Genomic DNA, 19,867 nt, shown 5'->3' on the forward strand with positions numbered 1-19,867 from the left:
ATTGCCGTGAAACCCCGGCCCGCCGGTTGTTTGGTCACTCCGATCCAAGGCCGCAGCTGGGAGGACTTCACCGTGGCATCCTATCCGTCCGACATTCCCGTCGTCATCGTCGGCGCCGGGCCGACCGGGCTCACCACCGCGCTGCTTCTGGCACGCTATGGCCTGCGCTCCATCGTCCTAGAGAAGAACCCGGCGCCGATGGATATCCCGCGCGCCATCGTGCTCGACGACGAGGGCGCGCGCAGCTTCCAGACCTTCGGCGCCGATGCCCGGACAATGTGCGAGATCGTGCTCGGCGACGGCGCGGCCTATGTCGACGATGACGGCTCGCTGATCGCTCGTGTCGGCACCGGCCCCGAGATCTATGGCTTCGCCAAGCGGCACTTCATCAACCAGCCCGAGATGGAAACCGCGCTTCGCGACCTCATGGCCAGCGAGCCGCTCTGCGAGATCCGCTTCTCCTCCGAGGTCACAGACACCATTGAGGCCGAAGGCGGCATCACCGTCAGGCTCACGGATGCGGATGGCACTTCTCACGAGATCGCCGCGCAATACGTGGTGGCCGCCGATGGCGGGCGCAGCCCGATCCGCGAGCGGCTGGGCCTGCGCATGGACGGCTCGACCTACAGCCAGGACTGGATCGTCATCGACACGATGAACGACCCCGACCAGAGCAACTATTCGACCTTCTACTGCTCGAACAAGCGCCCGCATGTCTCGGTCCCGGCACCGAAGGGCGGGCGGCGCTACGAGTACATGCTGCTTCCGGGCGAGACCCACGAACAGGTGCTGGAGGAGGGCTTCGTCAAGGCGCTGGTCGCGCCCTATCGCGACCTTGCTCCGCAAGACATCATCCGCAAGACGATCTACACCTTCCACGCCCGCATCGCGAGCAAGTGGCGGGTGGGCCGGATTCTGCTGGCGGGCGACGCCGCGCACCTGACACCGCCCTTTGCCGGGCAGGGCATGAATGCCGGGCTGCGCGACGCCACCAACCTCGCGTGGAAGCTGCCGGCGGTGATCGCGGGCGGGGCGAGCGACGCCATCCTCGACAGCTACGAGACCGAGCGCCGGGATCCCGCCTGGGCGATGATCCAGCTTGCGGTGATCATGGGCGATATCGTCATGCCCATCGACCCCGCGCAGGTCGCCTTTCGCGCCCAGCTCATGCAGGCGCTGAAGCCGTTCCCCGGGGTCCAGGACTACCTGCTGCAGATGAAATTCAAACCGCGCCCGCGCTACGCCGGCGGCCTCTTCCTCGGGCTGGAGGACGCGCCCTTCGAGGGCGCTCTCATCGGCGAGATGATCCCGCAGCCCGATCTTGGCGCAGGCGGCGGCACCGTGAAGCTCGACGATCTGCTCGGGCCGGGCTTTGCGCTGATCGCCCAAGATGCAGCGGGCGCCGAGGCGCTGGCCGCCTGCACAGAGACAGGCCTCTCGGGCCTGCCTCTTGGCAAGGTCTATATCCCCTACGGCACCGCAAGCGATGCGTTTGCCGCGACACCGGCCGTCGACGAGCGTGCGCGTCTTTTGCGCACCCATCGCGATCAGATCCTTCTGATCCGCCCCGACCGCTACTGCGCCGCCGCTTTCGCCCCCGAGGCGCTTGACAGCGGGCTCGCGGCCTATGACGCCATGATGCGCGCTGCTCCATAGCCGAAATGGAGCGCGGGCGCGTTCACAGAGTGAACGGATGCCTCTGCGGATTTGAGGCAAATTCTCTGACTGGGCATCCTGCATCGCACGCGGATGCCCGGTTGGCGCTGGCCGGATCACCGCGCCGGAAAGATGTCGGGGCAGCGCCCCGACAAGGGGGGAGACTTCATGCACCGCGTCCTACATCTCTTCACGCAGAGGCTTGCGCATTATCTCGCGCTGCTCGGCTTCACCGGGCTGCTGGTCCTGTCGGTCATGGTGGTGCTCGACATCATCCTGCGCACCGTCGCGGATTTTCCGCTGAAGGGGGTCAACGACATCTCTGCCATGGTGATGGCGGTGGTGATCTCGGCCTGCATCCCGCAATCGCTTCTGGTCAAGCAGAGCATCTCGGTCGAGGTGCTGGGCCAGATCCTCGGCGGGCGGATGCGCCTGCTGCTCGACGTCATCGCCAGCCTCGCGGTGCTGGTCTTCTTCTCGCTGCTGGCGTGGCAATTCATTCCCTATGCCGCCTCGGTCACCGACAGCGGTGAGCGGACATGGGTGCTGCACTGGCCGGTGGGGCCATGGTGGTACGCCGCCACCGCCTGCTTCATCGTCTCGACGCTGGCCCAGCTCATGGTGCTGATCGACGACATCGTCGCCTTCGCGCTCGGCCATCCCTGGTCTGCGGCGCCGAAGCTGATGGCCGGAGGCAAGTGACGATGGATCCGCTTCTCGTCGCCGGACTCGGCTTCGTGATCATGTTCGCCATGATCCTCCTGCACGTCCCCATCGGCATCGCCATGGGCTTTGTCGGCATCGGCGGCTTCGCGTCGGTCGTGGGCTGGCAACCGGCGCTGTCGCTTCTGGCAAGCGAACCCGCAGCCACGCTCACCAACCTCAATCTCGCGGTGATCCCGCTCTTCATGCTGATGGGCAACCTCGCCGCGGCGGCGGGGCTGGCCAACGATGTCTACAACATCGCCCATGCCTTCATCGGCCACCGCAAGGGCGGGCTGGCAACGGCCACCGTGCTTGGCTGCGGCGGCTTCGGCGCGGTCTGCGGCTCGGGCGTCGCGACCACGGCAACCTTCGGCAAGGTCGCCCTGCCCGAGATGCTCGAGCGCAACTACGCGCCCTCGCTTGCCACCGGCGCTATCGCTGCCGGAGGCACGCTGGGGATCATCGTGCCGCCCTCGACGATCATGGTGCTCTACGCCATCCTGACCGAGCAATTCGTGGTCGAGCTCTTCACCGCCGCGCTGATCCCGGCGGCGCTCGCCGTGGTGCTCTACACGCTTGCGGTGCGCGCCACCGTCGTCTTCGACAAGAGCGCCGCCGCCGAGATTGCCCCGCTAAGCTGGCCCGAGCGCTTCGCCGAGCTGCGCAAGGGCTGGGGCGTCGTGGTGCTGTCGGTGGTGGTGCTGGGCGGGATCTATTCCGGCATCTTCACCGTGAACGAAGCCGCCGCGGTCGGTGTCGTGGTCGCCTTCCTGTTCCTGATCGCGCGCAAGGGCGTCAACCTCAGGGAACTCACGACGATCCTCGTGAGTGCGTCGACCACCACCGCGATGATCTACGTGATGGTCTTCGGCGCGACGATCTTTTCCTATTTCATGGCGATCACCGATGCGCCTTCGGTGATCGTCGACGCCATCGTCGGGCTGAACCTGCCGCCGCTCGGCGTGATCGCGATGTTCCTCCTGCTCTACATCGTGCTCGGCGCGGTCTTCGACGAAGTGGCGGCGATGATCATCACCATCCCCTTCGTGATCCCGGTGGTGCAGCATCTGGGCTTCGATCTGGTCTGGTGGGGCATCATCAACGTGATCGTCATCGAGATCGGCATGATCACCCCGCCCATCGGGATCAACGTCATGGTGCTTAACGCCATGCGGCGCGACATCCCGATCCAGCAGATCTACAAGGGCATCTTCCCCTTCTTCATCGCCGACATGCTGCGGCTGGCGATCCTCGTGGCCTTCCCGGCGCTGACGCTCTGGTTGCCGGGCTTCCTGCGCTGATCTCGTTCACCAGGTGAACGTTCCGAGTAAAACCCAACACGCTCTGCCCGGGCCGCCGTAGGAATCGACGACGTTCGGGATCCCGGACCGGAACATCAGGGAGGAAACATGTTCTACACGTCTTTTGCATCCGCCGCCGCACTCGCCATAGCCTTCACATGCGGTGCTGCCTCGGCCGAGACCCTGCGCTTCTCCAGCTTCGAGCCGCCGGTCGCCTTTCTGACCAAGGACGTGTTCTCGGCCTGGGCCAGCTCCGTCGAGGAGGCCACCGGAGGCCAGGTCAAGGTCAAGATCTTTGCCGGCGGCACGCTCGGCCGGTCGCCGGCGCAGCAGCTCAAGCTGGTCGAGGACGGCGTCGCCGATGTCGCCTTTATCGTGCCGGGCTACAACCCCGGCGTTTTCCCCGGCGTGACCGTGGGTGAGCTGCCCTTCGTCGTCACCTCGTCCAAGACCGGTTCCGAAGCCATGTGGTCGGTGTTCGAGCAGGGCCTGCTCGAAGGCGATTTCGACAAGTACAAGGTCATCGGCCTGTTCACCAGCGCACCGCAGCACGTTGCGTCCAAGGGCGAGATCATGTTGCCCGAGGACATGGAGGGCCGCAATTTCCGCGCCTCCTCGCCCGCCCTTCTGGCCGCGATCGAGGACATGGGCGCGGTCGCCGTCGGCGGCATCACCGGGCCGACCATCGCCGAGAGCATCTCGCGCGGGGTGATCGAGGGCAGCTTCAACGAATGGAACGCGATCAGGAGCTTCCGCGTCGGCGAAGCGGTGGACCACGTGCTCGAAGTGCCGATGGGCACCAGCCCGCTGATGATCGTGATGAACAAGGACAAGTTCGCGAGCCTCTCCGCCGAGGCGCAGGCGGCGATCGACTCGGTCTCCGGTGCGGCCTTCGCGACCAGCTTCGGCGAGGCCTTCGATGCCGAGAACGCCGCGTCGCGGGCACAATATCTCGAGGCCGGCAAGATCACCGTGACCGAGCCCGATCAGGCGGTGCTCGACGCGTGGGAGGCCGCCTCCGCACCCGCGATTGCGGCCTGGCTCGCCGAGGGTGACGACCGCCAGGCGCTGCTCGACGCCTATCGCGCTGCCATCGGGGAGTGATCCCCGCGCAGCCGATCCGCCGGCCGCGCGTCGGCTTCCTCCCGCGCTGCCCGAAGGCCTCCTCCGGGCAGTTGCGGGGCGACCCCCATTCTCCCCATGCGCAGGAAAGGATTTCTCATGCGTCTCGTCTCGTTCAAAACCCCTGACGGAACCGCCTCCTACGGCATCATGGAAGGCGACAAGATCAAGGATTGCGGCGCGGCACTCTCGGGCAAATACGCCGATCTGCGCGCGGTGCTGACCGCTGGTGCGCTCGCCGAGCTCGATGCCGCCGAAGGCCCTCTGCTCGACATGGGCGCGGTCGAGATGCTCTCGCCCGTCCCCAACCCCGACAAGATCCTCTGCATCGGGCTCAACTACCTGAGCCACATCAAGGAAACCGGTCGCGACAAGCCCAAATACCCGTCGATCTTCACCCGCTACCCGTCTTCGGTGCTCGGGCATGGCGTGGCGCTGATCCGCCCCAAGGCTTCGGAGAAGTTCGACTATGAAGGCGAGCTTGCAGTGATCATCGGCAAGGAAGGCCGGCATATCGCGGCAGAGGACGCCTTCGATCATGTCGCCGGCTACGCCTGCTTCAATGACGGCTCGATCCGAGACTACCAGATCCACACCTCGCAGTTCTGGCCCGGCAAGAGCTTTGACGACACCGGCTCGATGGGGCCGTGGCTCGTCACGGCGGACGAGATCGGGGATATCGGCGCCGCAAAGCTCGAGACCCGCGTCAATGGCATGAAGGTGCAGGAAACCACCATCGACGATCTGGCGATCACCATTCCCGAGATCATCGCCTATTGCTCAACCGTCACCAAGCTGCTGCCCGGCGACGTCATCGCCACCGGCACCCCCGGCGGGGTCGGCCGCTTCCGCGAGCCGCCGCTCTACATGAAAGAAGGCGACGTCTGCGAGGTCGAGATCGCCGGCGTGGGCCTTCTGTCGAACCCGGTGGTCGACGAGGCGTAAGCCCGCTCCCAACACGCGCATTCAAGGGCCCGCCGGTGACGGCGGGCCCGCTGCGTTTCTGGCACAGGCCCGGCACCCAGCGCGTCCGCGCCGCCCACGCGGATCGAAGCCGCGACCGCCGCGCTCTCCCGTGCGCGCTGCATCGCGCAGAGTCCGCCAGACGGACAGATCTGGCGCGACGCTGTGGTGCGAATCGCGGGCACGCTAAAGAGGTATGAACAGGACAGCTTTGGGAGGAGCGCAATGGAACGGCGTCAAACCCGCCCCTTCGGGCGGCAACGGAGAAGGTTTGCCTGCCGCCGGGCGGCGCCCGTGATGGCGCAACGGAGGACCGGCAAATGAGCACCGGTCGTGTCGGAGCCGCGGTCTCCAGAAGCTTCCTCTATGCCGCCGGCGCCTGCTTTCTCTTCGGCACCGGGGTCACCGTGATCGATGTCGCCCTGCGCGCCACAGCCGGCGCCAACGTGCCCGCGGCCATCGAGCTTACCTCGCTGTCGATCGGACTCGGGGCGCTGCTCTCGATGCCGGTCTGCTACGCCAAGCGCAACCACGTGACCGCACGGCTGCTCTCCGAGATGGCGCCGCACCGCTTTCGCCGTCCGCTGGGCGGACTCGGCGCTCTGGTCTCGCTGGGCTTCGCGGCGCTGCTGCTCTTCATCATGACCGAGAACGCGCTGTCGAAGCTCGGCTCGCCCGAGACCACCTCGGATCTCGGCCTGTCGATGCCGCTGGCGCTGAGCGTCGTGGCGCTGTCGCTCGGCGCGGCGCTGGTCGGCGCGCTGGTGGGGCTGGCCTTCGAGCTGTCGCCCTCGACCGGGGGTGACGCATGAGCGGGCTGCTGCTGGGCGGGATCGGCTTTGCCGCCGCCATCGTGATGATCTTCCTCGAGATCCCCGTGGCCGTGGCGCTCGGGCTGGTCGGGCTGATCGGCTCCGGCATGATCATCGGCTTTCCCGGCGCCATGGCAATCGGCGCCACGACGATCTGGGACAGCGTGACGAACTACACGCTGACCATGCTGCCGCTCTTCGTGATGATGGGCAATCTCGCCGCCCATAGCGGGCTCTCGACAAGGCTCTACCGGTCGATGTCGACCCTGATCGGCCACCGCCGCGGCGGGCTGGCGCTTGCCACCATCGGCGCCTCGGCCGGCTTCGGGATGATCTCGGGCTCGAGCCTCGCCACCACCGCCACCATGGGCCGCATCGCGATGCCGGAGATGCAGGAGGCGGGCTATACCCGCGCGCTCTCGGCGGGATCGGTGGCCGCCGGAGGCACGCTCGGCATCCTCATTCCGCCCTCGACGGTGCTGGTGATCTACGCCTTCATCGCCGAACAGTCGATCCGCGACCTGCTGCTGGCCACCGCCGGGCCGATCACGCTCGCGGTCACGCTCTACTGCCTCGCGATCTGGGTGCCGATCTGGCTCGGCTGGTCGCAGGCGCCGCAGCGTGCCCGGGCACGGGGCGAGGAGCGCGCGCTTGCGATCCGTGAGCTGCTGCCGCCGGTGGGGATCTTCGGGCTGATCATGGGCGGGCTCTATACCGGCGTCTTCACCGCCAACGAGACCGCCGCCATCGGCGCCGGCGTGGTGCTGGCCTACGGCGCCCTGTCGCGCCGCCTGTCGCTCGCGGGGTTCATCGCCGCGGTAACCGACACCGCGGTGACCTGCGGCGCGCTCTACCTCGTGCTGATCGGGGCCAACCTCTTCAACTTCTTCCTCGCCCTCTCGGGCCTGCCCTTCTCGCTCACCGGAATGTTCGCGGGCATCATCGAGCAGCCGCTGCTGGTGATCGCGCTGATGCTGGCGATCTACCTCGCGCTCGGCACGCTGATGGACAGCCTCGCGATGCTGCTGCTGACAGTGCCGCTCTTCGTGCCCATCGCCCAGGCCGCCGGGATCGACCTCGTCTGGTTCGGCATCTTCGCGGTGATGGTGGTCGAGATGGGGCTCATCACCCCGCCGGTCGGCATGAACCTCTTCGTGCTGAAGACCGTCAATCCCGAAGTCCGGCTCACCGAACTCTGGCGCGGGGTGACCCCCTTCGTCATCGCCGACCTGATCCGCGTCGTCCTGATCATCGCGATCCCCGCGATCGTGATCTGGCTGCCGCATTCCGCCGTCTGATCATCCAAGGGAGGAACCAACCATGATCAAGACCCTGCTCAAGACCTCGACCCTCGCAGGCGCGCTCGCGCTGAGCCTGCTCGCCCCCGTGGCCGAGGCACGCGAGATGCGCGTGTCCTCGTTCGAGCCGCCCCAGGGCTTCTATTCCTCGAAGATCCTTCAGGCCTGGATCGACGAGATCAATCCCAAGCTTTCCAAGGGCAACGCCTTCAAGCTCTACCCCGGCTCGATCCTCGGCGCCCCGCCGGCACAGGCCGAGCTGGTCAAGGCCGGTGTCGCCGACGTGGCGCTGGTGGTGCCGACCTACACGCCGGGCCTCTTTCCGATGACCGGCGTGGTCGAGGTGCCCGGCCTGGTCGAGACCTCGGCGCAGGGCACCGCGATCCTCAACGCCCTCGCCGAGGACGGCGCGCTCGAGGCGGAATACGCCGATTACAAGATCATCGCGCTGTTCACCACGCCGGGCTACCGCTTCTTCATGACCGATGCCCCGGCCGAGAGCCCCGCCGATCTCGACGGGCTGAAGCTGCGCACGCCGTCGAAATTCGGCTCCGAGCTCTTCGGCATGGTCGGCGCGTCGGGCGTCGGCATTCCTGCCCCGCAGGTCTACGAGAACCTCGAGCGCGGCGTCGTGCAGGGGGCGGTCTGGGTGATGGATGCCTACCGGACATTCCGCCTCAACGAGGTCGCGCCCTACATCACCTCGACCCATTTCACCGCCTCGCCGATGGCGGTGCTGATGAACAAGCGCGCCTATGACAGCCTGTCCGACGCCGACAAGGCGGTGCTCGACGAGATGTCGGGCCGCGCCACGGCGGAGTGGATCGCGGGCGTGGTGGATGCGACCGATGCCGAGGTCGAGGAGGCCTTCCGCGCCGACGACACCGTCACCTTCGTCGAGCTCGACGCCGAGGCGCAGGCCGCGTGGGAGAGCGCGCTCTCCGAGGCCCCCGCCGCCTGGGTCGCCGGCCAGCCCGACGCGGCACAGGCCGAGCTGGTGCTGACCCGCGCCAGCGAGATCTCGGCGCAATGACCTCGAGCCCCGTCCGCCTGCCGGACGGACGGGGATCCGGCCTCGGCCCGGGCATTGGCCCCGGGGTAGACCGGGACCATTCCACGAAAACAGATGGAGGAAGCCATGGCTATCAATGCTCTGGGTTATCTCGGCGTGCGCTCCGACAAGCTTGACGACTGGGGCGACTTTGCCGGCAAGCTGCTGGGAATGCAGAAGATCGACCGCGGCGGCAAGGCGCTAGCCTTCCGCATGGACGACCGCCAGCAGCGCCTGCTGGTCTCGGACGAGCCGGGCGAGACGCTCGCCTTCATGGGCTGGGAGGTCGAGCGCAAGAGCGATCTCGACATCTATGCCGGGCGGCTCGATGCCGCCGGCGTGCCGGTGCAGATCGGCAGCCGCGCGCTCTGCGACCGCCGCTTCGTCGACAGCCTGATCTGGTTCGAGGATCCGGGCGGCAACCGCATCGAGCTGTTCTTCGGGCCGATGATCGCCTCGGATCCCTTCGTGCCCGGCCGTCCCATCGACGGCTTCAACACCGGCCCGCTGGGCATGGGCCACGCGGTCCTGCACGTGAAGGACATCGAGGTGATGCTGCCCTTCTATCGCGACCTGCTCGATTTCCACGTCTCGGATTTCGGCCTCGAGCCTTATGGGCTCTACTTCTTCCACGTCAACGGACGCCACCACAGCTTCGCCATGGTGGGGTCGGGTCAGGTCGGGTTTCACCACTTCATGGTCGAGTTCCAGAACCTCGACGATGTCGGCCAGGGCTATGACCTCGCCCAGCAGGAGGAGGGCCGCGTCGCCTATACGCTTGGGCGCCACACCAACGATTACATGACCTCTTACTACGCCCATTCGCCCTCGGGCTTCTTTGTCGAGAACGGCTGGGGCGGGCGGGTCATCGACCCCGACACGTGGGAGCCGCACCAGACCCATGACGGGCCGAGCTTCTGGGGCCACGAGCGGCTTTACCTGACCGAGGAGGGCGGCCGCAAACGGCTGCGCGACATGCGCCTCGACGCCGCCGAGCGCGGCGTGCGCGCGCCTCAGGTGGCCGATTGCCCGTGGCTCTTCGGCGAACTCGCAAAACAGGGACACTGAGCTCATGGAACAGTTTGACGTCGCCATCGTGGGCTATGGTCCCGCCGGGGCCACCCTCGCCCATCTGCTGGCGCAATGCGGGCTGAAGACGCTCGTGCTCGAGCGCGAGAGCGCCCATTACCACCTGCCCCGCGCGGTGCATTTCGATGCCGAGGTGATGCGGGTCTTCCAGTGGATCGGCATCGCCCCCGAGATGGAGCCGCTGACCCACCGCCACCCGGGGATGAAATTCGTCGCCCCCGACGGCGCGTTGCTGCTCGACTGGCCGCGCCCGCAGGGCGAAGGCCCGCAGGGCTGGCGCGCCAATTACCGCTTTCACCAGCCCGACCTCGAAGCGCTGCTGCGCGCGCACCTCGCCAGCCGGCCCGAGGTCACGGTGCGCACCCGCTGCGACGTCTTCCATGTCGAGGACAGGGGCGACGCGGTGGAGCTGCGCTTCGAGGACATGTCGCGCGGCAAGGTCGAGCGGATCGAGGCCAAATACGTGGTCGGCTGCGACGGCGCCCGCTCGCTGATCCGCCGCTACATCGAGAGCGGCATGGAGGATTACGGCTTTCACGAGCGCTGGCTCGTGGTCGACGTCATCCTGGACGAGGACAAGCCCGAGCTTGGCGATCACTCGATCCAGTACTGCGTGCCCGAGCGCCCGGCCACCTATGTGCGCACCCCCGGCATGCGCCGCCGCTGGGAGATCACCGTGAAGCCCGACGAGGACAGCAACGAGATCAGCCGCCCCGAGCGGGTCTGGGAGCTTCTGTCTGACTGGATCACCCCCGACGAGGCCGAGATGGAGCGCACCGCGGTCTACACCTTCCACAGCCTCGTGGCCGAGGACTGGCGCAAGGGCCGGCTGCTGCTGGCCGGCGATGCCTGCCACCAGACGCCGCCCTTCATGGGGCAGGGCATGTGCGCGGGCACCCGCGACGTCGCCAATCTCTACTGGAAGCTGGCGCTGATCTGTCAGGGCAAGGTCACCGGCGCGGCGGCCGAGGCGCTGCTCGACAGCTACGAGAGCGAACGGAAGCCCAACGCCCGCGAGTACATCCAGACCGCGGTGCGGCTCGGCGGGCTGATCAACACCGCCGGCACCGAAGAGGCGCTGCGCGCCGCCCTGCCCTCGGCCGATGGCTCGGCCCGGATGGAAAGCATCGCGCCGCCGATCGGGCCGGGCCTCGGGGTCGGCGACAAGGCGGGCCGCCTCTTCGGCCAACCGCGCCTGAGCGACGGCACGCTGATGGACGACCGCTATCGCCACCGCTTCGTGGTGGTGGCCGAGGACGCTCTGGCCGAGGGGCTGAGCCTGCCGGCGGGCGTGGCGCTGGTCACCACCTCGGGCTCCAACGCCGCCGAGCATCTGGCCCGGCTCGGCACCCGCGCCACCGTGCTGCGCCCCGACCGGCACACGCTGGGCGCTGCCGACACCCAAGACGAACTGGCCGCGCTGCTCGCGCGCGTGCTTCCCGATCCAAACCCTGTAAACGAACCGGAACTGGTCTGACCCATGAAACTCTGCTCCTTCACCAAGAACGGCACCGCCTCCTACGGCCTCGTCACCGAGGCCGGCATCATCGACTTGGGCCAACGCTTCGAGGCCGCCACGCTGCGCGATTTCCTCGCCGCCGGGGACATGGCCGCCGCCGCGGCACTGGCCTCCGAGCCCGCGGATTACGCCTTTGACGACGTGACCCACGATCCGGTCATCCCCAACCCGGACAAGATCATCTGCGTCGGCCTCAACTACCACGCCCATATCGAGGAGACCGGCCGCGAGGAGACCCCGAACCCGGTGCTCTTCGCGCGCTACGCCGGCTCGCAGATCGGCCACGGCCAGCCGCTGGTCAAGCCGCTCGAATCCGACAAGTTCGACTACGAGGGCGAGGTCGCGGTGATCATCGGCAAGGAAGGCCGCCGCATTCCGGAGGCCGACGCGATGGATTACGTCGCGGGCTATGCCTGCTATAATGACGGCTCGGTCCGCGACTGGCAGAAGCACACCCACCAGTTCATGCCTGGCAAGACCTTTGCCGGCACCGGCGGCTTCGGGCCGTGGATGACCACCGCCGACGAGATCGAGGACCACACGCAAATGCGGCTGCAGACCCGGCTCAACGGCGAGACAGTGCAGGACACCACACTCGACATGCTGGTCTGCTCGATCCCGCGGCTCATCGCCTATTGCTCGACCATCCTGCCGCTGCTGCCCGGCGACGTGATCGTTTCGGGCACCCCGGGCGGCGTCGGCGCTCGCCGCAACCCGCCGCTCTTCATGAAGGACGGCGATGTCTGCGAGGTCGAGGTCTCGGGCGTCGGCATCCTGTCAAACCCGGTCGTGGCCGAAAGCTGACGCTTCCCGGAACCGCCAAGGCGTGAGACAGTCCGGTCATGACCCAGGCGGCAACCGGCAACAACAGCACCAGCGGGGGCGTGCGATCCTTGGCGCGCGGCCTCGCGATCCTGCGCCATGTGAACCGCATGGGAGAGGTCCGTCCCGGCGATATCGCCAAGGCGACGGGCCTGCCCCGGCCCACGGTCTACCGGCTGCTCGAGACCCTCGAGGAGCTGGGCTACGTGGTGTTCTCGGCCACCTCCGGCCACGTCCGGGTGACCCGCCTCGCCGCCGCGCTCGGCGATGGCCACGCGCTGACGTCCGAGATCTGCCAGATCGCCGGGCCGCTCTTTGCCGAGTACGCCACCAAGGTGGTCTGGCCGCTCGATCTGACGGTCTACAACAACGCCGCGATGATCATTCAGGAGACGACGCACAACCGCTCCCCGCTCTCCATCGACCGCGGCATGACCGGCTACAAGCTGCCGATCCTGCGCACCTCTGCCGGACGCGCCTATCTCAGTTTCTGCCCGGATCAGGAGCGCCAGATCATCCTCGACCACATCCGCCGCCTCGACGATCCCGAGGACAGCCCCTTTCTCGAGCCGCGCTGGCTCGACCGACTGATCTCCGAGACGCGCGCCCGTGGCATCGCGGTGCGCGATGCCGGCGAGTTCCGCGCCCGCACCGCCTCGATCGCAGTGCCGATCCAGTCCGAGGGCGAGTTGCTGGGCTGCATCTCCCTGATCTGGATCCGCAGCGCCATGAGCACTTCGAAGGCGCTGCAGGAATTCGGCGAAACGCTGCAGGAAATCGCCGCGAGGGTCGCCGCCTCGCTGCCCGGGGAGAGCGGCGTTCGCGGTGCCTGAGGCACCGCCGTTCTGGCGCTGTCGGCGAGCCCCTGCCCGAGTGCCCGAGGATCAAAGCAGCCACCCGGACCCCGCAGCGGACTGACGAGCCTCCCTGAGCGGGACCGGGAGGTTCAACTCAAGAAGAGCGGGGCGCGCTCACTCCGCCGCGTAGCGCTTCTCCAGCAGCCGGCTCCAGACGCTTCCCGCAATGGCGTTGACCATCACCGCACGGACGGCCTGAAACGCCGCGACAAGCGCCACGTCCTGATGCAGCGCCTTGGCGGTCAGCACCATCTCGGCCATGCCGCCGATCGACAGCGCCAGCACCAGCGTCGGGATGTCCGAGCCGAGCCAGAGCGCGGCCAAGGCCGCGACCAGCCCCATCCCCAGCATGATCCCGAGCAACGCCGGGACGCCGGCGGCGATGGCGCGCGGGATCGAGGCGAGGCTGCGGCGTTCGAAGCGCTCGCCGAGCGCAATGCCCACGACGATCTGCGCCACGCCAAGACAGACCGGCGGCATCCGCCCCTCGATCAGCCCCGCCGCGTTGACCACGCCGACCGCGAGCACCGCGCCGAGAAGCCAGGCCGCGGGCAGGCGCAGCCGCGCGCCGAGCCAGCCTCCGAGCCCGCCCACGGTCAGCGTCAGCCCGAGCGCAAGCGGGCCGAGCAGCGGCGCCAGCGCGTCCTCGGCGACCGGGTAAGACGGGAACAGGGCGAAGAGCACCAGCGGCAGTACCCCCACCACCAGCGCCACGCGGATCGCGTGCAACGCCGCGATGGTGGTGCGGTCGCCGCCATGGCTTTCGCCGATCCGTGCCATCTCGATCACGCCGCCGGGCAGCAGCGAGAAATAGGCCGTGGCCATGCCCATGCGCCCGGCCCGCGCCAGAACCGGCGCGACCAGCGCCGCGGCGACGATGCCGAGGGCACCGCCGATCACCATCAAGGGCAGCCAGCCCGCCACGTGGGCGACGATCTCGGGTGTGAAGGTGAGGCCGACGCTGGTGCCGACCACGACGAGACCGGCGCGGTGCGGCAGCTTGAACATGCGGATCGTCATGCCACACATGGCAAAGACGCCGGTGACCAGCGCCGCCCCCATCAGCCAGCCAAGCGGCAGGTCGAACCCGGACCAGAGCCAGCCACCGGCAATGGCCGGCGGCAGCACGATCAGCAGGTTCCGGATCTGGCGCGCGTCGGCCATCTTCAGCCGCGGAACCGGGCGCCCCGGGCGCGGGCGGCATCCGCCACCGTCTCGGGCAGCGGGCCGTCTTCGAGCGCGGTCGCTTTGAGCGCGCCCATGGCGTCCTGCACAGCGGCGATCTCGCGCGCCAGCCCGCCGGTCAGACCCAGCGCATCGAAGGTCGCACCGACCTCGCGCATTTCGGCGGCGCGGCGGGCGCCGTGGCGCATGGTGCGCTCGAAGCGATAGGGAATGTCCTCGGCCCAATCGAGCTGCGGATAGCTGCGCTCGAGTGTCGGCATCACCCGGTCGTAGACCCCCGAGGCCGCCGCCGCGAGGGCGCATTCCACGGTGATCGCCTCAAGCCCCTTCACGAACAGCGAACGGACCATCTTGATCGCGGTGGCATCGCCGGGGCTCTCGCCGGTGACGTCGAACGAAAAGCCGAGCGCGTCGAGCTCGGTGCGCAGCGCCTCGGCGCAGGCACCCGCCAGCAGAACCGGCGTGGCGTGGCCGCGCGGATGCACCGGCGCCATCACCGCCATGTCGAGGTAGCGGGCGCCGCCCGCCTCGACCAGCGCCGCCGTCTCCTTCTTGCGATCGGGCGAGACCGAGTTGATGTCGATATAGACCTGTCCCTGCGCCAGCGCGTCGGCCACCGACTGGGCCGCGACGAGGCTCTGGTCGGCGGTCACCGCGGCAATGATCCAGTCGGCCTCCGTCAGCGCCGCCTCTGGAGATGCGGCGCAGGTCACGCCGCGCGCCGCCATCGCTGAAGACATCTCGTCGTCCCGGCGGATGTCGTAGGCGGCGAAGCTCAGCTCGGCGGCGCCGGCCTGCAGGCTGTCGGTAAAGGCGCGGGCGGCTTCTCCGAAGCCGATGAACGCGATGCGCATGGGGTCTCCTCCTCTGTCGTCCTCCGCGACGGGCCGGTCAGGCCTGGTCGGTGTCGTCGCTCTCCATCAATCGGCCATGCTTGCGCAGCTGGCGCAGCCGGGTGCGCTGCGCCGCATCCATATGGGCGCGCATCGCCGCCTCGGCGGCGGCGCCGTCGCGGGCGCGCAGCGCCTCGACGACGCGGGCGTGTTCCTCGATGGCATCGTTGGCGCGGCTCATCTCGCGCAGCGTGGTGGGCCCGAGGATCTGCAGCGTCAGCTCGATCGAGCGCACCGATTTCACCAGATAGCGGTTGCGGGCCGCCGCAATCAGCGTGTTGTGGAACTGCCGGTTGAGCGCGTAGAGCGCCGATCCGTCCCCGGTGCTGGCCGCCATCTCGTCGTTGATCGCCGCCAGCTCCTCGATTTCCACATCCGAGGCCGCCCGTGCCGAGAGCCGCGCCGCGGTCCCCTCGAGCACCCAGCGCATCTCGTAGAGCTCCATCAGCTCGGGATAGGTGAGCTGCCGCACGATGACGCCGACCCGCGGCTTGTGGGTCACAAGCCCTTCGGCCTCGAGCCGCCGCAGCGCCTCGCGCACCGGGGTGCGGCTCATCTGCAGGCGCTCGGCGAGCTCGGTCTCGGTGATGCGCGAGCCCGGCTCGAGCCGGCCGGTGCTGATCTCCTGCAGCAGCCGGTCATAGGCGCTCGCGGGCTGCGAGAGGCCGGCAGAAAGCGGTTCGGGATGGGTTGCGCTCGTCATGCATCCGAACGTATACACGTGGATACAATGCGTCAAGATGAGCCCGATATCCTCGCGGTGGCACCGCCGCCCGAACCGCCGGTCCTGCGCCGCCGCCTCCTGACGGTGGCGCTTTCGGTGGCGGGCACGCTGGGATTCTGGGCGCTGTCGCTGCCGTTGCCGTTTCTCTTCGGACCGATGACGGCCTGCCTGATCGCGGCGCTGCTCGGCGCGCGGCTCTTGGGGCTCGGCGCAATCTCCAAGGCGGCCCGGACGATCCTCGGCATCGCGGTCGGCGCCTCGGTCACCCCCGAGGTTCTGGCCCGGCTGCCGCAAATGGCGGCCTCGGTGGCGTTCATCCCGCCCTACATCGCCGCCATCGCACTGATCGGCGTGCCGTATTTCCACAAGATCTGCAAATACGACCTGCCCACCGCCTATTTCGCCGCCATGCCCGGCGGGCTGCAGGACATGCTGGCGTTCGGGCAGGATGCCGGCGCGAACGTGCGGGCGCTGTCGCTGGCCCATGCCACGCGCGTGCTGATCATCGTCACCGTTGCCCCGATGATCATCATCAACGGCTTCGACCTGAGCCTCGACGCCCCGATGGGCGCCGCCGCCCGCGAGCTGCCGTGGCACGAGATGGCGCTGATGGTGGCCGCGGGCTGGATCGGCTGGAAGGGCGGCGAGCGCATCGGTCTCTTCGGCGCCACCATCATCGGGCCGCTGATCCTGACCGCCGCGCTGTCTCTGGGCGGGCTCATCCACACCCGGCCTCCGGCCGAGGCGATCAAGGCGGCGCAGTTCTTCATCGGCATGGGGATCGGCGTCGGTTATGTCGGCGTGACCCTGCGCGAGCTGCGCCGGGATGTGCTGGCGGGCACGGTCTATGTGCTGATCCTCGCCGCGCTGGCGCTTCTGGTGACCGAGATGGTGGTTCTGCTGGGCTTCGCCGAGCCGCTGGAGGGCTTCCTGTCCTTTGCGCCCGGCGGCCAGGCCGAGATGACCGTGCTGGCGATCATCGCCGGGGCCGACCTTGGCTTCGTGGTGGTGCATCACCTTGTCCGCGTGTTGCTGGTTGTCGCCGGTGCGCCAGTCGCGGCGCGGCTCATCGGGATCAGGCTGAGCGGCCGGAAGTAACCGCGCCCGGTGGAAGCCAGGTTTCCACCGCTGCATAGCGGCTATTCCGGACTCTCACTCCACTTCTTCGCACTTGCAGCATAAACCGGAGGGATCGCTCACGGACCCCCCGAGGATGTCTCCATGGCCTATGCCAACACCCACGAAACGCTCTCCACGACCGGCCGCAGCCTGCCCCGCCCAGGTCTCTTTGCGCGGCTGCTGACCGCCTTTGCCGGCGCCCTCGCCGCGCGCGATGCCTTTGAGCGCCTCTCTCGCGAGAGCGACGCCCAGCTCGCCGCGCGCAACGTGACGCGCGACCAAGAGATGGTGCGCATCGCGCGCGCCCTCTGATCCCCGGTCGCCGGCTCAGCCGGCGTTGAGCCGGTCGAGCAAGGGGCCGATATCGAGCAGGTACATCTGCCGCGGCCCCTCGTGCACGCTGTCGATGCAGACCGCGCGGTTGTCGCGGCTCCAGCGTGGATGCAGGTCGCAGCGGTTGTGCTTCCCGAGATCGGGCGGCGTGTGGAACGTGCCGAGATCGTAGCGCAGGTTTTTCTCGGTATCGTAGAGGAACAGCACCCGCTCGTTGGTCTCGGCATCGGGATAGGTGTCCGACAGCATCCAGCGCGGATCGCGGCCATAGGTCATGTGGCCGTTTTCATCCAGCAGCCCCGGCCCCACCGGCGCCACCTCTCCGCTGCGGTCGTTGTAGAGCTGGTAATGGATCTCGCCCGCGTGGGGCCCCCAGACGATGACCTCGTCATCGCTTTTCCACAGCGGGTGCGAGATCTGCCACTCGGATTTCTCGTAATCGAAGGTGCCGTGCTGCGACGGGTCGTAATCGGCCTCGAGCTGCGGCAGCGGGTGCTCGCCATCCTCGAGCAGGCGCAGGTCGGTTCCGTCGCCGTTGATCGTGTAGAGCCGGTGCAAGTAGCAGAACTCGTCATCCGGACGCTCGGTCCAGCGGTGGATGAACAGAAAGCGCGTGCCCGAAGGGTTCACCTCCATATGGGTGATCCAGTGGAACGCCTTGTCCATCGAGGGCACGTGTTCGTTGTCGAAGAGCCGCTTCAGCGAACAGATGAGCCGGGTCTCGCCGGTCTCGATATCCATCCGCCAGATGCCGCCATCGGCCGGGGCACGGTCGAGCTCGGGCTCTGCGGTAGTGGCGGGATAGCCGATGGTGCGGTGGGTGCGGATGAAACGCGAATAGTTCAGCGTCAGCGCAAAGCGCCCGTCCGGCGCCATCACGTAGATCGGCAGCGGCAGCTCGCGCGCCTCGCCGCTTTGCGTGTCGACCACGCGCGCACGGAAATCCGGGTAGATCGCCTCGGGGCCACCCGGAGCGGAGGCCCGCACGTTGTAGATCACCCGGTCGCTCGCGCCCACCCATTGCGCCTGACAGCCCATCTGCCAGTTCCAGGCGGTTGTGGTCCCGAGCCCGTGCCAGCGGTCGCCATCGGCAAGGTCGAAATAGCCGACCTCGGCCTCTTCGGTTCCCGTCAGATCGCCAGTGAAGAGAGGCGTACGATTGGCCAGGATGCGGCGGTCGCCGGCATCGAAGTTCGATTTGTTGTAATAGCCGAAGAAGCTGTGCAGCGCGCCGTCGCCGATGCGGCGGATCGGCACCTCGGCCGAGACGTCGAGTATTCTGTCAGTCATCGTTGATCCTCTGTCGCGGCCGGCTCAGGCCAGCGCGTTGAAAAACCGGTCCATGCGGTCCATCGCCTCGGCGAGGACATCGTCGCCGGTGGCGAAGGACATGCGGAAGAAGCCGGGCTGCAGGAAGGCCGAGCCCGGGATGGTGGCAATCTCTGCCTGCTCCAGAAGTACCTCGCAAAAGCTCACGTCGTCGGTGATTTCCATGCCGCCGATGCGCTTGCCATAGGTGCCGCGGATGTCGGCGAAGATGTAGAAGGCGCCGTCGGGCGGGATGTAGCGCAGCCCTGGCATCCTTGAGAGCCGCCCGGTGACATAGTCTTTGCGGCGCTGGTAGATCGCCGCCATCGCGTCGATTTCCTCCTGCCCGTGCCGCAGCCCGCCCACCGTCGCCGCCTGCGCGATGGCGTTGGGGCCGGACGTGTTGTGGCCCTGCAGCATGGTCATCCGCTTGATGAGGTCCGCCGGCCCCAGCGCAAAGCCGATGCGCCAGCCGGTCATCGCCAGCGCCTTGCTGGCACCATTGATATGCAGCACCCGGTCGCGGGCCTCGGGCACCAGCTCGAGCGGGTTGCGGTAGCGCCGCCCGTCGAAGACGATGCGCTCGTAGATCTCGTCGTTGATGATGGTCAGGTCATGCTCGATCGCCAGCTCGCAGAGCCCGCGCACCAGGTCGTCGGAATAGATCCGCCCCGACGGGTTGGAGGGCGCGTTGAGCATGATCATGCGGGTGCGCGGGGTGATCGCGGCGCGCATGTCCTCGAGGGTGAAGTCGAGCGTCTCGGGATCGGTCTCGATGATCACCGGCACCGCGTCGAACACCCGGACCTGCTCGATATAGCTCACGAAGGCCGGCGCGATGATGATCGCCTCGTCGCCGGGATCGAGCAGCGCCGCGCAGGCCTCGAACAGCAGCGGCTTGCCGCCCGAGCCGATCATCACCTCGCCCTGCGCCGCGTAGTCGAGCCCGAAGCGCGCCTTGTAATAGGCGGCGACCTCCTCGCGCAGCTCGACGCTGCCGGCACCGGGGGTGTAGAAGGTGAGACCATCGTCAAGCGCCTGCCGCGCCGCCGCCATGACCGAAGGCGGCGAGACGAAATCCGGCTCGCCGGTCGAGAGCGAAATGATGTT

The 19,867-nt window shown here is 67.9% G+C and carries 19 protein-coding genes; 14 read left to right on the forward strand and 5 right to left on the reverse strand.

Features of this window, described 5'->3' with window-relative positions:
* The first annotated feature begins 72 nt into the window (after positions 1-72).
* The 12 genes from mhpA (AC6RA4_RS02080) to AC6RA4_RS02135 all read left to right on the forward strand — a co-directional run bounded on the left by mhpA (AC6RA4_RS02080) (position 73) and on the right by AC6RA4_RS02135 (position 13,171).
* Positions 73-1,656, forward strand: coding sequence for a bifunctional 3-(3-hydroxy-phenyl)propionate/3-hydroxycinnamic acid hydroxylase MhpA (gene mhpA, locus AC6RA4_RS02080; RefSeq protein ID WP_500156921.1), 1,584 nt, complete (start codon positions 73-75; stop codon positions 1,654-1,656).
* Between the two features lie 168 nt (positions 1,657-1,824).
* Complete coding sequence (locus tag AC6RA4_RS02085; RefSeq protein WP_500156923.1) at positions 1,825-2,358, forward strand: TRAP transporter small permease; 534 nt, start codon at positions 1,825-1,827, stop codon at positions 2,356-2,358.
* Positions 2,359-2,360: 2 nt separating this feature from the next.
* Positions 2,361-3,662, forward strand: coding sequence for a TRAP transporter large permease (locus tag AC6RA4_RS02090; RefSeq protein WP_500156925.1), 1,302 nt, complete (start codon positions 2,361-2,363; stop codon positions 3,660-3,662).
* Positions 3,663-3,770: 108 nt separating this feature from the next.
* Positions 3,771-4,766, forward strand: a complete 996-nt coding sequence (locus AC6RA4_RS02095; protein WP_500156927.1) for a TRAP transporter substrate-binding protein — start codon at positions 3,771-3,773, stop codon at positions 4,764-4,766.
* A gap of 117 nt (positions 4,767-4,883) precedes the next feature.
* Positions 4,884-5,729 carry a fumarylacetoacetate hydrolase family protein gene (locus tag AC6RA4_RS02100; RefSeq protein WP_500156929.1) on the forward strand — a complete coding sequence of 282 codons (846 nt, stop codon included), beginning with the start codon at positions 4,884-4,886 and terminating at the stop codon, positions 5,727-5,729.
* 338 nt (positions 5,730-6,067) lie between these two features.
* The gene (locus tag AC6RA4_RS02105) at positions 6,068-6,559 is read left to right on the forward strand and encodes a TRAP transporter small permease (protein WP_500156931.1); all 492 of its coding nucleotides are present in this window, start codon (positions 6,068-6,070) and stop codon (positions 6,557-6,559) included.
* On the forward strand, positions 6,556-7,857 hold the full coding sequence (locus AC6RA4_RS02110) for a TRAP transporter large permease (RefSeq protein ID WP_500156933.1): 1,302 nt from the start codon (positions 6,556-6,558) through the stop codon (positions 7,855-7,857). The genes AC6RA4_RS02105 and AC6RA4_RS02110 overlap by 4 nt, the downstream gene beginning before the upstream one ends.
* Positions 7,858-7,879: 22 nt before the next feature.
* Positions 7,880-8,890, forward strand: a complete 1,011-nt coding sequence (locus AC6RA4_RS02115) for a TRAP transporter substrate-binding protein (protein ID WP_500156935.1) — start codon at positions 7,880-7,882, stop codon at positions 8,888-8,890.
* Positions 8,891-8,995: 105 nt separating this feature from the next.
* Positions 8,996-9,976, forward strand: coding sequence for a VOC family protein (locus tag AC6RA4_RS02120; RefSeq protein ID WP_500156937.1), 981 nt, complete (start codon positions 8,996-8,998; stop codon positions 9,974-9,976).
* Positions 9,977-9,980: 4 nt separating this feature from the next.
* The gene (gene mhpA / locus AC6RA4_RS02125; protein WP_500156939.1) at positions 9,981-11,474 is read left to right on the forward strand and encodes a bifunctional 3-(3-hydroxy-phenyl)propionate/3-hydroxycinnamic acid hydroxylase MhpA; all 1,494 of its coding nucleotides are present in this window, start codon (positions 9,981-9,983) and stop codon (positions 11,472-11,474) included.
* 3 nt (positions 11,475-11,477) lie between these two features.
* A complete protein-coding gene (locus tag AC6RA4_RS02130) occupies positions 11,478-12,320 on the forward strand; it encodes a fumarylacetoacetate hydrolase family protein (RefSeq protein WP_500156941.1) in 843 nt (280 codons plus the stop codon).
* A 38-nt stretch (positions 12,321-12,358) separates the two neighbouring features.
* Complete coding sequence (locus AC6RA4_RS02135; RefSeq protein WP_500156943.1) at positions 12,359-13,171, forward strand: DNA-binding transcriptional regulator; 813 nt, start codon at positions 12,359-12,361, stop codon at positions 13,169-13,171.
* Between the two features lie 138 nt (positions 13,172-13,309).
* Here the strand turns inward: AC6RA4_RS02135 and AC6RA4_RS02140 are convergent, their stop codons facing one another.
* Genes AC6RA4_RS02140 through AC6RA4_RS02150 form a run of 3 tightly spaced genes read right to left on the reverse strand, consistent with a single transcriptional unit; the run spans position 13,310 to position 15,976 of the window.
* Positions 13,310-14,359, reverse strand: coding sequence for an AbrB family transcriptional regulator (locus AC6RA4_RS02140; RefSeq protein WP_500156945.1), 1,050 nt, complete (start codon positions 14,357-14,359; stop codon positions 13,310-13,312).
* A gap of 2 nt (positions 14,360-14,361) precedes the next feature.
* On the reverse strand, positions 14,362-15,234 hold the full coding sequence (locus AC6RA4_RS02145; protein ID WP_500156947.1) for an NAD(P)-dependent oxidoreductase: 873 nt from the start codon (positions 15,232-15,234) through the stop codon (positions 14,362-14,364).
* A gap of 37 nt (positions 15,235-15,271) precedes the next feature.
* Positions 15,272-15,976: a GntR family transcriptional regulator gene (locus AC6RA4_RS02150; protein WP_500156949.1), complete on the reverse strand. Its 705-nt coding sequence runs from the start codon at positions 15,974-15,976 to the stop codon at positions 15,272-15,274.
* A 27-nt stretch (positions 15,977-16,003) separates the two neighbouring features.
* Here AC6RA4_RS02150 and AC6RA4_RS02155 point away from each other — a divergent pair, with 27 nt between their 5' ends.
* A complete protein-coding gene (locus AC6RA4_RS02155; protein ID WP_500156951.1) occupies positions 16,004-17,095 on the forward strand; it encodes an AbrB family transcriptional regulator in 1,092 nt (363 codons plus the stop codon).
* 123 nt (positions 17,096-17,218) lie between these two features.
* On the forward strand, positions 17,219-17,428 hold the full coding sequence (locus AC6RA4_RS02160; protein ID WP_500156953.1) for a hypothetical protein: 210 nt from the start codon (positions 17,219-17,221) through the stop codon (positions 17,426-17,428).
* A gap of 15 nt (positions 17,429-17,443) precedes the next feature.
* On the opposite strand, the gene AC6RA4_RS02165 is transcribed toward AC6RA4_RS02160, so the two are convergent.
* Entirely contained in the window at positions 17,444-18,739 is a 1,296-nt protein-coding gene (locus AC6RA4_RS02165) for a hypothetical protein (RefSeq protein WP_500156955.1), read from the reverse strand.
* Positions 18,740-18,763: 24 nt separating this feature from the next.
* On the reverse strand, positions 18,764-19,867 hold a 1,104-nt coding region (locus AC6RA4_RS02170), incomplete at its 5' end, for a pyridoxal phosphate-dependent aminotransferase (protein ID WP_500156957.1).

It is taken from the genome of Salipiger sp. (assembly GCF_059781815.1).